This is a genomic window from Mesorhizobium sp. B2-1-3A (assembly GCF_006442655.1).
Classification (GTDB): domain Bacteria; phylum Pseudomonadota; class Alphaproteobacteria; order Rhizobiales; family Rhizobiaceae; genus Mesorhizobium.
On the sequence record NZ_VFWK01000005.1, the window covers coordinates 189,457 to 202,107 of the forward strand.

18 protein-coding genes, 1 tRNA gene and 1 pseudogene are annotated in these 12,651 nt (G+C 63.6%); 5 read left to right on the forward strand and 15 right to left on the reverse strand.

Features of this window, described 5'->3' with window-relative positions:
- Positions 1–45: 45 nt before the first annotated feature.
- The 6 genes and pseudogenes from FJ977_RS21195 to FJ977_RS21220 form a co-directional block, all read right to left on the reverse strand.
- Positions 46–513, reverse strand: a complete 468-nt coding sequence (locus FJ977_RS21195) for a GNAT family N-acetyltransferase (protein WP_210243860.1) — start codon at positions 511–513, stop codon at positions 46–48.
- Positions 514–999: 486 nt separating this feature from the next.
- Positions 1,000–1,740, reverse strand: a complete 741-nt coding sequence (locus tag FJ977_RS21200; protein ID WP_140774155.1) for an SDR family oxidoreductase — start codon at positions 1,738–1,740, stop codon at positions 1,000–1,002.
- 24 nt (positions 1,741–1,764) lie between these two features.
- Positions 1,765–2,754, reverse strand: coding sequence for an aldo/keto reductase (locus FJ977_RS21205; protein ID WP_140774156.1), 990 nt, complete (start codon positions 2,752–2,754; stop codon positions 1,765–1,767).
- A 1-nt stretch (position 2,755) separates the two neighbouring features.
- Positions 2,756–3,130: pseudogene (locus tag FJ977_RS21210) on the reverse strand (DUF2255 family protein).
- A 4-nt stretch (positions 3,131–3,134) separates the two neighbouring features.
- A complete protein-coding gene (locus tag FJ977_RS21215; protein WP_140774157.1) occupies positions 3,135–3,473 on the reverse strand; it encodes a carboxymuconolactone decarboxylase family protein in 339 nt (112 codons plus the stop codon).
- A gap of 52 nt (positions 3,474–3,525) precedes the next feature.
- On the reverse strand, positions 3,526–3,921 hold the full coding sequence (locus tag FJ977_RS21220) for a cupin domain-containing protein (RefSeq protein WP_140774158.1): 396 nt from the start codon (positions 3,919–3,921) through the stop codon (positions 3,526–3,528).
- A 168-nt stretch (positions 3,922–4,089) separates the two neighbouring features.
- Here FJ977_RS21220 and FJ977_RS21225 point away from each other — a divergent pair, with 168 nt between their 5' ends.
- From FJ977_RS21225 to FJ977_RS21235, 3 genes are all read left to right on the forward strand, one after another.
- Positions 4,090–4,983 carry a LysR family transcriptional regulator gene (locus FJ977_RS21225; protein ID WP_140774159.1) on the forward strand — a complete coding sequence of 298 codons (894 nt, stop codon included), beginning with the start codon at positions 4,090–4,092 and terminating at the stop codon, positions 4,981–4,983.
- Positions 4,984–5,056: 73 nt separating this feature from the next.
- Positions 5,057–5,434, forward strand: a complete 378-nt coding sequence (locus tag FJ977_RS21230) for an ester cyclase (protein ID WP_181179994.1) — start codon at positions 5,057–5,059, stop codon at positions 5,432–5,434.
- 170 nt (positions 5,435–5,604) lie between these two features.
- On the forward strand, positions 5,605–6,684 hold the full coding sequence (locus tag FJ977_RS21235) for a YeiH family protein (RefSeq protein ID WP_140774160.1): 1,080 nt from the start codon (positions 5,605–5,607) through the stop codon (positions 6,682–6,684).
- Here the strand turns inward: FJ977_RS21235 and FJ977_RS21240 are convergent, their stop codons facing one another.
- From FJ977_RS21240 to FJ977_RS21255, 5 genes are all read right to left on the reverse strand, one after another.
- Complete coding sequence (locus FJ977_RS21240; protein ID WP_140774161.1) at positions 6,685–7,182, reverse strand: GAF domain-containing protein; 498 nt, start codon at positions 7,180–7,182, stop codon at positions 6,685–6,687.
- A 181-nt stretch (positions 7,183–7,363) separates the two neighbouring features.
- Positions 7,364–7,678, reverse strand: a complete 315-nt coding sequence (locus tag FJ977_RS21245; RefSeq protein ID WP_056570949.1) for a GYD domain-containing protein — start codon at positions 7,676–7,678, stop codon at positions 7,364–7,366.
- A 288-nt stretch (positions 7,679–7,966) separates the two neighbouring features.
- Positions 7,967–8,125, reverse strand: coding sequence for a hypothetical protein (locus tag FJ977_RS35900; protein WP_181179995.1), 159 nt, complete (start codon positions 8,123–8,125; stop codon positions 7,967–7,969).
- Positions 8,126–8,274: 149 nt separating this feature from the next.
- Entirely contained in the window at positions 8,275–9,903 is a 1,629-nt protein-coding gene (gene groL / locus FJ977_RS21250) for a chaperonin GroEL (RefSeq protein ID WP_140774162.1), read from the reverse strand.
- A gap of 62 nt (positions 9,904–9,965) precedes the next feature.
- On the reverse strand, positions 9,966–10,280 hold the full coding sequence (locus tag FJ977_RS21255) for a co-chaperone GroES (RefSeq protein ID WP_019859661.1): 315 nt from the start codon (positions 10,278–10,280) through the stop codon (positions 9,966–9,968).
- Positions 10,281–10,527: 247 nt separating this feature from the next.
- On the opposite strand from FJ977_RS21255, the gene FJ977_RS21260 reads away from it, so the two are divergent.
- Positions 10,528–10,776, forward strand: a complete 249-nt coding sequence (locus FJ977_RS21260) for a hypothetical protein (RefSeq protein ID WP_140774163.1) — start codon at positions 10,528–10,530, stop codon at positions 10,774–10,776.
- Positions 10,773–11,039: a DUF1488 domain-containing protein gene (locus FJ977_RS21265; RefSeq protein WP_140774164.1), complete on the forward strand. Its 267-nt coding sequence runs from the start codon at positions 10,773–10,775 to the stop codon at positions 11,037–11,039. The genes FJ977_RS21260 and FJ977_RS21265 overlap by 4 nt, the downstream gene beginning before the upstream one ends.
- A gap of 38 nt (positions 11,040–11,077) precedes the next feature.
- On the opposite strand, the gene FJ977_RS21270 is transcribed toward FJ977_RS21265, so the two are convergent.
- From FJ977_RS21270 to FJ977_RS21285, 4 genes are all read right to left on the reverse strand, one after another.
- The gene (locus FJ977_RS21270; protein ID WP_140774165.1) at positions 11,078–11,269 is read right to left on the reverse strand and encodes a hypothetical protein; all 192 of its coding nucleotides are present in this window, start codon (positions 11,267–11,269) and stop codon (positions 11,078–11,080) included.
- Between the two features lie 5 nt (positions 11,270–11,274).
- On the reverse strand, positions 11,275–11,481 hold the full coding sequence (locus FJ977_RS21275; protein ID WP_202326564.1) for a hypothetical protein: 207 nt from the start codon (positions 11,479–11,481) through the stop codon (positions 11,275–11,277).
- 190 nt (positions 11,482–11,671) lie between these two features.
- Positions 11,672–11,747, reverse strand: a tRNA-Cys gene (locus tag FJ977_RS21280).
- 121 nt (positions 11,748–11,868) lie between these two features.
- Complete coding sequence (locus FJ977_RS21285) at positions 11,869–12,636, reverse strand: sulfite exporter TauE/SafE family protein (protein WP_181179996.1); 768 nt, start codon at positions 12,634–12,636, stop codon at positions 11,869–11,871.
- Between the last annotated feature and the right edge of the window lie 15 nt (positions 12,637–12,651).

The window sequence follows — 12,651 nt, forward strand, 5'->3', positions numbered from 1 at the left end:
GTCGCGGGAGGAAAGCCAGCGCCAAAGCTGCCAATCTCCCTCATATCAGCCCGCGAGCCTCTTGCTCATATAAACCGTCATGCCGCCCATGAACGGCTCCTCCCGGTCGATCACATAGCCGTGCCATTTGTACAACGACACATTGTCGGCGAAGGCAGCATTGGTCAGCAGGCGCAGCTCCGGGCGACCGGCTTCGAGCGCCTTCTGTTCGGCCCGCTCCAGCAACAGCCGGCCGATGCCCCTGCCCTGCGCCTCCGGCGCGACGCAGACATTCTCGATCCACAGGTGATCGTCGGCCAGCACGGTTTCGATCATGCCGACGACGCGGCCGTCCGCGATTGCAAGATCGAACGGATGCTCGGCAACGGCCTTGTCGTAGTCGGCGCGCATGGGCAGCGGCTCGCGGCCGATCACCGGCACCCATTTGGCATAGGCCGATCGCACAATGTCCCGGATCGCGGCGGCGTCAGCGGGCCCGGCCGGCCGAAACCGGATGGAATTATTTGTCATCACAAGACTCCAGACATGAAAAACCCCGCCGGCGTTGTCACGGGCGGGGCTGGAAACGAACGAACCGGATCTATCCTGCCGGCCTTCGTCGTCGCGCAATCAGCTTGCCGCTCCGCGATGGGCGGCGGCGTCGGTTGGTGTTGGTGGGCGCGAGGGCGAACATGGCGGCAGGCTGGAGCAGGAAGCGTACGGCTGTCAAGGTTTAGGAATTGTCCCAAGCCCGCGACTTCGTCATCCACGGGCGGAGCAAGGAGCGAAGCGACGCGGCGCAGACCCGAGGATCCATGCCGGGACTCGGAAGCGTCGCGGCGGTGCAGAATTCTGCTCCGCTGCACCCGTCAGCACGGTCGCGGCATGGATCCTCGGGTCTCCGCGACGCCGCTGCGCGGCTGCTCCGCCCGTGGATGACGAAGTGTTGGACGTTTGCGCCAATCACCAAAGGCGTGCGGCGCTTCAATGCGAGCGAGCGTCAAACGTCCCTGCCGCGCCCTAATACTCCTGCGCTGTCGGCCTAAACAGGATCTCGTTGATATCCACCTCGTCGGGCTGGCTCATGGCGAACACCACCGTCCTGGCGAAGGAATCGGCGGGGATGGCCACCCGGTCGTAGAGCGCGCGCACGCCCGCCGCGACATCCGCCTCGGTGACGCTGTCGGGCAGCTCCGTCGCCACGGCACCGGGCGAGATGATGGTGGTGCGGATATTGTAGGGTTTTACCTCCTGCCGCAGCCCTTCGGAGATGATGCGCACCGCGTGCTTGGTGGCGGCATAGACCGCACCGCCCGGCCCGACCTTGTGGCCGGCCACCGAAGACACGTTGATGATATGGCCGCTCTTCTGCGCCTTCATATGCGGCAAGGCGGCGGCTATGCCGTAGAGCACGCCCTTGATGTTGACGTCGATCATCCGGTCCCAGTCCTCGACCTTGCCGCGCTCCAGCGGCGAGTGCGGCATCAGGCCGGCATTGTTGATGATGACGTCGACGCGGCCATGCATCTTCACCGCATGGTCGACGAGCCGCCGGACCTGGCCGACATCGGTCACGTCGGTTGCCAGGACGGCATCCTTGCCCAGCGACAACTCGCCGGCCAGTGCCTCAAGCCGGTCGAGGCGGCGCGCGCCCAGCACCAGCTTCGCACCCTCTTTCGCCAAAAGCCGCGCGGCGGCTTCGCCCAGCCCGCTGCTGGCACCGGTGATGACGACGACCTTGCCCTTGATGTTCTCAGTCATGATGATTTTCCTTTCTGATACGCGTCAGCGATCGATCCTCGCCGCCTGTTGCGGCGAATAGCGCTCGCTCTGCACGGCAATCGCCGAAACCGCGTTCTCGATGTCGGCAAGATCGTCCGCCGTCAGCGTAACGTCGCACGATCCGATGTTCTCCTCGAGGCGATTGAGCTTTGTCGTCCCCGGGATCGGAACGATCCATGGTTTTTGCGCCAGCAGCCAGGCGAGCGCGACCTGTGCCGGGGTCACCTTCTTCTCGCCCGCGATCGCGACGATCGCATCGACCAGCGCCTGGTTGGCTTTGCTGGCCTCCTCCGCGAAGCGCGGAACGGTGTTGCGGAAGTCGCTGCTGTCGAACGTCGTGTTGGCGTTGATGGCCCCGGTGAGGAAACCCTTGCCCAGCGGGCTGAAGGGCACGAAACCGATGCCCAGTTCCTCGAGCACGGGCAGGATCGCCTCCTCGGGCTCACGCCACCACAGCGAGTACTCACTTTGCAGGGCCGCGACCGGCTGCACCGCATGGGCGCGCCGGATGGTGCGCACACCCGCCTCGGAGAGGCCGAAATGCTTGACCTTGCCTTGGCTGATCAGGTCCTTGACCGTGCCCGCTACATCCTCGATCGGCACGACCGGATCGACGCGGTGCTGGTAGAGGAGATCGATGCGATCTGTCCTCAGCCGCTTGAGCGAGGCCTCGACGACGTCGCGAATATGCCGCGGCCGGCTGTCCATGCCTTGATGTCCGGCCGTGCCGGCAATGTCGATGCCGAATTTGGTGGCGATCACCACCTGGTCGCGGATCGGCTGCAGCGCCTCGCCGACGACCTCCTCGTTCGCGAAAGGTCCATAGACCTCCGCGGTGTCGAAGAAGGTGATGCCACGCTCGAACGCGGAACGGATCAGGCGGACGGCATCCGGCGTCGCCATCGGTGCCCCGTAGGACTGGCTGATGCCCATGCAGCCGAGCCCGATGGCCGAGACTTCGAGGCCGCTTGTTCCAAGTGTGCGCTTTTGCATTTCAATTCTCCTTCGGGGTGATCCGCACCGTGGCGGCGCGGGCGTGCGCCGCGATCATCGGCGCGAGATAAGAGCTGGCTGCGTATTTCGCCCGGTAGGCGTCATCGATGCGGGCGTTGACGGTTCACTCGACTGCTTCGAAGGCGACGGCCCTGGTCAAGCCGGCGGCCGTGATGCGTCCGGCCTTCTGCCTGATCGCGGCCTGGTACCAGCGTGACTGCTGGCCGTTGTAACCGCGCACGTAAAGCGCACCGTCGGCAACGACCGACCAGATCCAGGTCGGCGTGCCCAGGGTCACGCCGTCATCGCGCAAAGGCGAAATATGCAGATCGTCGGTTGCCGCGATCCTTTCGAGTTCGTCCTTCGACCAAGGCATTTTCCTATTCCTTTTTCTCGGCGTCGGCCTGGTCGAAAACCTTGCGGGCAATGCCGATCGCCGTGCTTGCAACAGGCCATCCGGCGTAGAAGGCAAGATGAGTGATGGTTTCGATGAGTTCGTCTGGGGTGACGCCATTGTCGAGCGCCCGCTTCATGTGGAAAGGCATCTCATTGATCCGGTAGCCCGAGATCAGGCTGCTGACGGTGACGAGGCTGCGGTCGCGCGGGGAGAGGCCGGGGCGCTTCCAGACGTCACCGAACAGCACCTCGTCGGTATATTTGCCGAGCGCGGGCGCGATATCGGAGAACGGATTCCTGTGCGGTACTGGTGTATCGGTCATTGCGATTTCCTTCGTCGGTATGTCGGTTCGGCCGCAAAGCGCGGACGCTTGTTCAAGCCCCGTATTGCTCGTCGGTGACGTGCTCCATCCAGTCGACGACCTTGCCGTCGAGGGCTTCGGCGATGGCGATGTGGCTCATCGCCGTCGCCGGCGCCGCGCCATGCCAGTGCTTCTCGCCGGGCGCGAACCAGACGATGTCGCCAGGACGGATCGGCTCGATCGGTCCGCCCTCGCGCTGGACCAGGCCGGCTCCCGACAGCACGATCAGCGTCTGTCCGAGCGGATGCGTGTGCCAGGCGGTGCGCGCGCCGGGCTCGAATGTCACGATGGCGCCACCGACGCGGGCCGGTTCGCTGCCCTTGAAGGGCGCGTCGACGCGCACCGTGCCGGTGAAATATTCGGCGGGGCCTTTCGCGGAGGCCTGCGAGCCGCTTCGCCTGATATCCATGGTCTTTTCCATTCTCGATGCCGGGCAGGACATTGCCGCCGGCGTCCTGGGCCGCCGGGTTCGGGCAGCCGCCTATGCTGAAATCTATGTGATGGCGATTATGTAGCGGCTGCGATTGGCCTGGATTAGGTGCTATATCCGGCATGTACTTATGAGACAGGCTCATCAATGCCGCGAGACAATCTCAACGAGCTCACCGCCTTCCTTGCGGTTGCGCGCGAAAAAAGCTTCACCAGGGCGGCGGCACAGCTTGGCGTGTCGCAATCGGCGCTCAGCCACACGGTGCGCGCGCTGGAGGAGCGGCTGGGCGTGCGGTTGCTCACCCGCACCACGCGCAGCGTGTCGCCCACCGAGGCCGGCGAGCGCCTGGTGCGCTCCGTCGGCCCGAGGCTTGACGAGATCGAGGCCGAACTCGCTGCGTTGAGCGCCTTGCGCGAAAAGCCCGCCGGCACCATCCGCATCACCGCCGGCGAGCACGCGGCCGACGCAGTGCTGTGGCCGGCGATATCAAGGCTTTTGCCCGACTATCCCGACATAAGGATCGAGATCATCGTCGATTACGGCCTGACCGACATCGTCGCCGAGCGCTATGATGCCGGCGTGCGGCTTGGCGAACAGGTGGCGCACGACATGATCGCGGTTCGCATCGGCCCCGACATGCGCATGGCCGTGGTCGGCTCGCCGGCCTATCTCGCCCGGCGGCCCAAGCCGCGCACGCCGCAGGACCTGACCACCCACAATTGCATCAATTTGCGCCTGCCGACCTATGGCGGGCTCTATGCCTGGGAATTCGAAAAGGCCGGGCGCGAGCTGAAAGTGCGCGTCGAGGGCCAGTTGATCTTCAACACGGCAGGGCTGCGCATGAATGCCGTGCTGGCAGGCCTCGGCCTTGCCTATCTGCCGGAGGACCAGGTGAAGGCCCAATTGGCCGACGGCCGGCTGGTGCGGGTGCTGGCCGACTGGTGCCCGCCCTTCCCCGGCTACCACCTTTATTACCCCAGCCGCCGCCAGGCGACGCCGGCCTTCTCGCTGCTGGTCGATGCGCTGCGGTACAGGGAATAGTCCCGCTCCATCTGGACTGTCCCCACGGTCGTTCTATCTTCCTGCCGGATCTGACGAACCCGGAGCCGATGCCGTGACCCAAACCGACCTCTACCGAGGCTATATCGACTGCCTCAACAATCAGGATTGGCAAAGGCTGCATCGCTTCGTCCATGACGAGGTGCACTATAATGGCGACCGGGTCGGCCTGTCAGGCTACCGCGCCATGCTGGAACGGGATTTTCGGGAAATTCCGGACCTCTATTTCGACGTCCAGCTGCTGATTGCCGAGCCACCGTTCATCGCCAGCCGCCTTCAGTTCAACTGCACGCCGAAGGGGACCTTTTTCGACTTGCCCATCAACGGCAAAAAGGTCTCGTTCAGCGAGAACGTGTTTTATGAGTTTCTCGACGACCGGATCAGGAACGTCTGGTCGGTCATCGACAAGGCGGCGATCGAAGCGCAGCTTTAGAATCTGTTGAGCCATCACGGCTGCTTAGGTTTTCAACGAGGTAGCGTGCCTTGAGGTTCCGGCATGGATACCAACCGTTCGTAAAAATCGATCATTCTAACCACAACAATTCGTTGGAAAGATCGATTATGAAATGGCATTCCTCCAGTATACTCGCCTGGAGAATTGCATTGTCTTCCGCCGCCCGCATCGCGAACGATATTCCGAAAAGCCTGATACCGGCCGAGCTGGCCGCCGGCCGCAAGCGCCTCGATTCGACGTGGAACGGCGTCATTCCCGGCATCGTGCTGGTGGCGATGATCACGGCGGTTGCCTTCTCGGCGCACAATGTCTCCGGCTTTGCCCTGTTCAGCCCTATGATCCTGGCCGTCGTCGCCGGCATGGTCTATTCCAACGTGCTCGGCACGCCTGCCCACGCCAGGGCCGGCATCGCCTTCTCGCAAAAGCGCCTGCTGCGCTTCGCCATCGTGCTGCTCGGCTTCCAGCTGACGCTCGGCCAGGTCGTCTCGATCGGCGCCGGCGGCGTCGGCATCGTGGCGGCCACGCTTGGCGCCACCTTCGTCTTCACCATCACGCTCGGCCGGCTGATCGGCGTCGACCGGAAGCTGGCGCAACTGATCGCCGCCGGCACCTCGATCTGCGGCGCCTCGGCCATCGTCGCCACCAACATCGTCACCGATGCGCGCGACGAGGACGTGACCTACGCCGTCGCCTCGATCACGCTGTTCGGCACCGTCGCCATGCTTGGCTTCCCGCTGCTGACGCCGCTGCTCGGCCTCGACCAGCACGCTTTCGGCCTGTGGGCCGGCGCGTCCATCCACGAGGTGGCGCAGGTCATCGGCGCCGGCTTCCAGAACGGCACCCAGTCCGGCGAGATCGCCACCGTGGCCAAGCTCACCCGCGTCGCCATGCTGGCGCCGATGGTCATCGCCCTCGGCCTGATGGCGCGCCGCAAGACGAGCAGCGACCAGTCAGGCGATCAAGCCGGCGCGCGCCCGCCCATGCCGTGGTTCGTCGCCGCCTTCGTCGCCGTCGTGGCGCTGAACAGCCTGGTCACCGTGCCCGCCGAAGTGAAGTCGTCGGTGGCGCTCGCCACCACCATCATGCTGACCATGGGGCTCGCCGCCATGGGCCTGCAGGCCGACATCTCGCAACTGCGCTCGCGCGGCCTGCGCCCGCTGGCGCTGGCCTTCTGCGCCTTCCTGTTCATCGGCGGATTCAGCCTGATGCTGGTGAAGTTTGCAGGCTGATCAGTCCTCGAACGAACTCGCAGCCGCATAGATCGCCGCGAGCTTTTCGATACCCGCCTGGTCGGCCTGATCGAACCTTTCCGGCAGCGGGCTGTCGAGATCGAGCACGCCGAAGACACCTTCTTCGTCTTCCAGAAGAACGACCAGTTCCGAGCGTGAATCCGCGTCACAGGCAATGTGGCCGGGGAAATCGTGCACGTCCTTGATCAGCATGGAGGTGCCGAGTTCGACCGCCGTTCCGCACACGCCCTTGCCGACCGCGATGCGCACGCAGGCCGGCTTGCCCTGGAATGGTCCCAGCACCAGTTCCTCGTCCGAGGCCAGGAAATAGAAGCCGGCCCAGTTGAGGTCGGGCACCATCTGGAAGATCAGCGCCGCGGTGTTGGCGGCATTGGCGATCGAGTCGTTTTCGCCTTCGAGCAGTGCCTTCAGTTGAGCGGCGAGGTCGCGGTAGAACGCGGCCTTGTCCGTGGTGTCGATGGGCTTGGCCGCAAACATGGCTTGTCTCCGAACTGAGAACGCGGTTCCGTTTCCGCAAGCTCTCTGCACCAAACGACCACCGCACGATACTAGCTTGAATTCCTGCCGCCGCGAAAGTGGCAAGAAGATGCCCTGTCCGGCATTCGGCAGCACGGCACGTCCATCGAGCCGTGCTGCCTTGATCAGGAAGGCAAGTCCATCAGCCGGCGGGTTTGTAAGCGCCGGCAGCCTTTTTGGCGGCCGCGAGCACTGCCTTCATGTCGAGTTCTTCCAGTACAACCATCTCGGTCAGCGAGCCGCTCGCCCGCACCGCAAGGGACATGCCAATCCCCGCCGACTGGTCCGGCACCTCGCCATTGACAACGACGTCATAGATGCCGCGCGTGAACATCACGCTGGTCACCTTGCCGCCCACACTTTCAAAAAGCGCCTTGACCGCGGCCTGCCTGTCCGAGCCTTGCATCAATCCCTTGGCTGCATGAGGCGCATAGTTTGCCAGGATAGTCACTTTCATGGGTATTTCCTCCAAATGTCATGTCTCGTGCTGCTCCACAATTCGAGCGTCACGGAGTGATTTATTTTTCGGAACAATCGCAGGCGCCCTTGGACGCGTTGGCGGCCAAGGGCCCACTGCCGGATAAATATGCGCTTAGGCTAATATAATGACAATACCGGAAACGCCGATACTGCCGACACGAAGGTGTCTGGCTGGATCACGCTCGGCCCGCGACGATCGAACTCGCGCCGCTGACACGCGATGTGGTGTTTGAATTGAACGGCCTGCAGCGTCGTGGCGCAGCGCTCACATCGGGCGCTTCGGTTCGCCCTTTTGTGGCGTTGCCGTGTCGGAATCGGATTTCTTGTGCTTGTCGGCGGCAATCCTGCGGATGCGGTCGAACCCGCTTTCCTCGGTGGTTTCGGTCGTGACGACCGTCTGTGGCTTCTGCGCGAACACGATCATGGATCGATCTCCTGGGCTAGAGGCCTGTGCGCCGGGAGAGAATCCCCCGGCGGTAGTCTTCCCCGGCTCAGAGAAGAGCCGACTTGGCGAGATTCAGGTCAGGTCGAAAGGCGGCTTCCCTGAATCCGCCCTTGCAGCCGGCTGAATCCTTAGTAGCCGCCCATGCCGCCGCCGCCACCCGCTGGTGCCGCATCCTTGGCCGGAATGTCGGTGATCATGGCTTCGGCGGTGATCAGAAGTGCGGCGATCGAGCCGGCGTCCTGCAGCGCGGTGCGCACCACTTTCGCCGGGTCGACGATGCCGGCCTTGATCATGTCGACATAGGTCTCGTTCTGGGCGTCAAAGCCCTGATTGTGGTCCTTGCTGTCGGAGAGCTTGCCGACGACGATGGAGCCTTCGACGCCGGAATTCTCGGCAATCTGGCGGATCGGCGCTTCCAGCGCGCGCAGCACGATGGAGATACCGGCGGTGACATCGGCATTGGCGCCGTTGAGGCCGGCAAGTGCCGACCGGGCGCGCAGCAGGGCCACGCCGCCGCCGGGTACGATGCCTTCCTCGACCGCGGCGCGCGTCGCGTTCAGCGCGTCGTCGATGCGGTCCTTCTTCTCCTTGACTTCCGACTCGGTGACGCCGCCGACACGGATGACGGCAACGCCGCCGGACAGCTTGGCCAGCCGCTCCTGCAGCTTCTCCTTGTCGTAGTCGGAGGTGGTCTCCTCGATCTGGCCCTTGATCTGGGCGACACGCGCCTGGATGGTCGCCTTGCTGCCGGCGCCGTCGATGATCGTGGTGGTGTCCTTCTCGATCAGCACGCGCTTGGCGCGGCCGAGCATCTCGATGGTGACGTTCTCGAGCTTGATGCCGAGATCCTCCGAGATCATCTGGCCCGATGTGAGCACGGCGATGTCTTCCAGCATGGCCTTGCGGCGATCGCCGAAGCCCGGCGCCTTGACCGCAGCGACCTTGAGGCCGCCGCGCAGCTTGTTGACGACCAGCGTGGCGAGCGCCTCGCCCTCGACGTCTTCCGAAATGATCAGCAGCGGCCTGCCGCTCTGCACCACCGCTTCGAGGATCGGCAGCATCGCCTGCAGATTGCCGAGCTTCTTCTCGTGGATGAGGATGTAGGGCTCTTCCAGTTCAGCGCGCATCTTGTCGGCATTGGTGACGAAATACGGGCTGAGATAGCCGCGGTCGAACTGCATGCCCTCGACGACGTCGAGCTCGGTTTCGGCGGTCTTGGCTTCCTCGACGGTGATGACGCCGTCATTGCCGACCTTGTCCATCGCCTTGGCGATCATCTCGCCCACGGTAGCGTCGCCATTGGCGGCGATGGTGCCGACCTGCGCGATCTCGGCCGACGACTTGACCTTCTTGGCCTTGGCCTTGATTTCCCCGACGACGGCGGCAACCGCCTGGTCGATGCCGCGCTTGAGGTCCATCGGGTTCATGCCGGCGGCAACCAGCTTGGCGCCCTCGCGCAGGATCGAGGCGGCGAGCACCGTGGCGGTGGTGGTGCCGTCGCCGGCGAGGTCGTTGGTCTTCGAGGCCACTTCGCGCACCATCTGCGCGCCCATGTTCTCGAACTTGTCGGCAAGCTCGATCTCCTTGGCGACGGTGACGCCGTCCTTGGTGATGCGCGGCGCGCCATAGGCCTTGTCGATGATGACGTTGCGGCCCTTGGGGCCGAGCGTGACCTTCACCGCATTGGTGAGGATCTCGACGCCGCGCAGCATACGGTCGCGCGCGTCGGTGGCGAATTTGATTTCCTTGGCAGACATATTTTTTATCCCGTTCGAATTTGGAGTGGATTCGTCGCCGCGCGGAACGCGCGGCGCTCCAGTCAGGCGGCCTTCTTGGCTTCGACGCTCTTTTCGATGACGCCCATGATGTCGGCTTCCTTCATGATCAGCAGGTCCTCGCCGTCGATCTTGACCTCGGTGCCGGACCATTTGCCGAACAGGATCAGGTCGCCGGCCTTGACGTCGAGCGGAACAAGCGCGCCGTTTTCGTCGCGCGCGCCGGGGCCGACGGCAATGACTTCGCCTTCCTGCGGCTTTTCCTTGGCATTGTCGGGAATGATGATGCCGCCTTTTGATTTGGTATCGCCTTCGGCGCGCCGGATGACGACGCGGTCGTGGAGTGGCCGAAACTTCATGAAAACTTCTTTCTGGGGCCGGCATAGGCGGCCGCTGCTCTGCTATAGGCGCTTTGGCACTCGATAGATAGGAGTGCCAAAAATTATTCGAGGGACCAATTAAATATTGAAAAGTATTATTTCGCCTATCCGTTTCGTGATATCCGAAAGCGGTCAAATAATTCAAAAAATTGAATTTTGCCGGTCGAGTGCCTATTTATCGGACAAGTTCATTTTCACGATTCCAGGTACCAAGGAGATTTATGCGATGGCCGACGGCAATCAGACGATCATGGAAAAAGCTGAAGCCCGCTTTGTCGACAAGCAGAAGAAGACGGCCGAGCGCAACAAGGCAACCGCCGAATACATGTCCGAGGCAAGGGCAAGGGAGATCAAGACGGCAAGGCTGCGGGAATTGCGGCTGGCCAAGGAAGAGGCGGACCGCGTCGCCGAGGCCCTGAACCCGACGCCGAAAAAGAAGCGGGCGACCAAGAAGGTGACGGAGGCCAAGACATGAGCCTGACCTTCCCCAATCGCAGCCGCAGCTACGACGAAGCCGGCAGGCGCATCCGTTTCGTCGGCCATGACGGCATGTTCCAGATTTCCTTTTCGGTCGCCGCCGATGCGATGACCCGGATCCAGCCGGCGACCGCCGCCAACGAGGCAGGCTACCTCGCGACATTCGACACCGAGAGCAGCGCTATCCGCAACGTTGCTTCGAAGGCTTACGACCGCACCCGCAAGAGCATGTATGTGCTGACGGCCGACGACTTCAGCTGAAGCTATAATGGTCTGGATGGCCGCGGGACGGCCAGGGGTCAGGGCTTGCGCTCCGCCCTCTCCCGGCGCTTGACGTCGCGGACATTCATCTGATCGAGCATGGCGTTGGCGTCGCGCGGGTTCATGCCGACCATTACTCTTTGCCTGACCTCGACCGGCTGGCCGGTGAAGACATCGATGATGGCCCAGCTCTGGGGCAAGTCCATGCGCAGTGCGTATCGATTTGCCATGCTGCTCAGCCCTGCATCATGAAAAACACCGTGCCCAGGACCAGTATCGTCCAGGCAATCACCGACAGCTTCAGCGCCATGCCGCCATGCGTGGCCACAGCCTCGCGCAGGCGCGACGCGATGCCCGCCGAAGCGGCCGGCGCCGCCGTGACGGCGACGGACGGCTTGGTGCCGAGTTTTCCAAAGACGGGCAGCAGCGACGGTTCACGCACGAAAATGACCTCGAATGTCGGGGGAAAATCGGAGCAGCATGCCCGCCCCCTTGCCATAGCACTCTTTTGGCGAGCGCCCTGCATGCCAAATTCAAATAGATGGTTTTAAGCTCGCCCCTCGCCTTCATGGCCGGAACGCGCAAATCGGCCGCGACAGGGGGCCGGCGCAGGGTCTCTTCCAAATGATTTTTGGAGGCCTCGCCTCGGGATCGAACCGAGGCTTCAGAGATTTGCAGTCTCCAGCGTCGCCGCTCCGCCACGAGGCCATCGCGGTCGACCTAACCGGCAAATGCTTGCGGAAAAGTTAAGCGCCGAGCGCGTTCTGTCGGCACGTTGAAAAATGCCTCCCCGCGTCGTCATGGAACCGTTTTTCGGGAGCCGGGCCGCTCACCGGCCGAGGATGGAATCCAGCACGGGAAGGCTGACGATCGAGGCCACGGCGATGAGCCCGTAACAGGCCCAGCGATAGCCGCGCTCGCTCGTGCGGCCGAACAGATGCGAGCCGAGATAGAGGCCAAATCCATAAAACGGGCCTGTGACCAGCGCCAGGGCAAGGACCGGCAGCGTGATCAGCCCTCCGGCGAGATAGCTGGCCGCGGTCAGCGCGCTCGACAGGGCGAAATACAAGATGATGTTGGCGCGCACGATCTCGCCATTGCCGCCCCCGCCCAGCCAATAGGCCACGACCGGCGGACCGCCGACCTGGGCAGCACCAGAGAAGAAGCCGGCGAGCCCGCCGACGCCGACCGTCAGCGGTGTCGCAGGACGGCCGTGATAGCGCCAGCCCGACATCAGCAGGCCAAGCAGCAGCACCACCAGGGCCACGATGCCCCAGCGCAGCGCCAGCGGGTCCATCCGCGCCAGCGCATAGGTGCCGAGCGGCACGCCGACCAGCGCGCCGAGCGTCATCGTGCCGACGCTAGGCCGGTCCGCCAGCAGCCAGCCGCGCGGCAGCAGGCCAAGGGCGGCGACCGCGTCGATGATCAAGAGCAGCGGCGCCGTCAATTTCGGCCCGATAATCGAGCTTGCCAGCGGCATGAAGATCAGCGCCGCGCCGAAGCCGGAAAAGCCGCGCGCCAGGCCGGCGATGAAAGCCACCGCCAGCAGGAACAGCACCGCGCCGCCTGAGTGGCCAGAGACAGACAAGTCGGCCATGCTCATATCCGATCG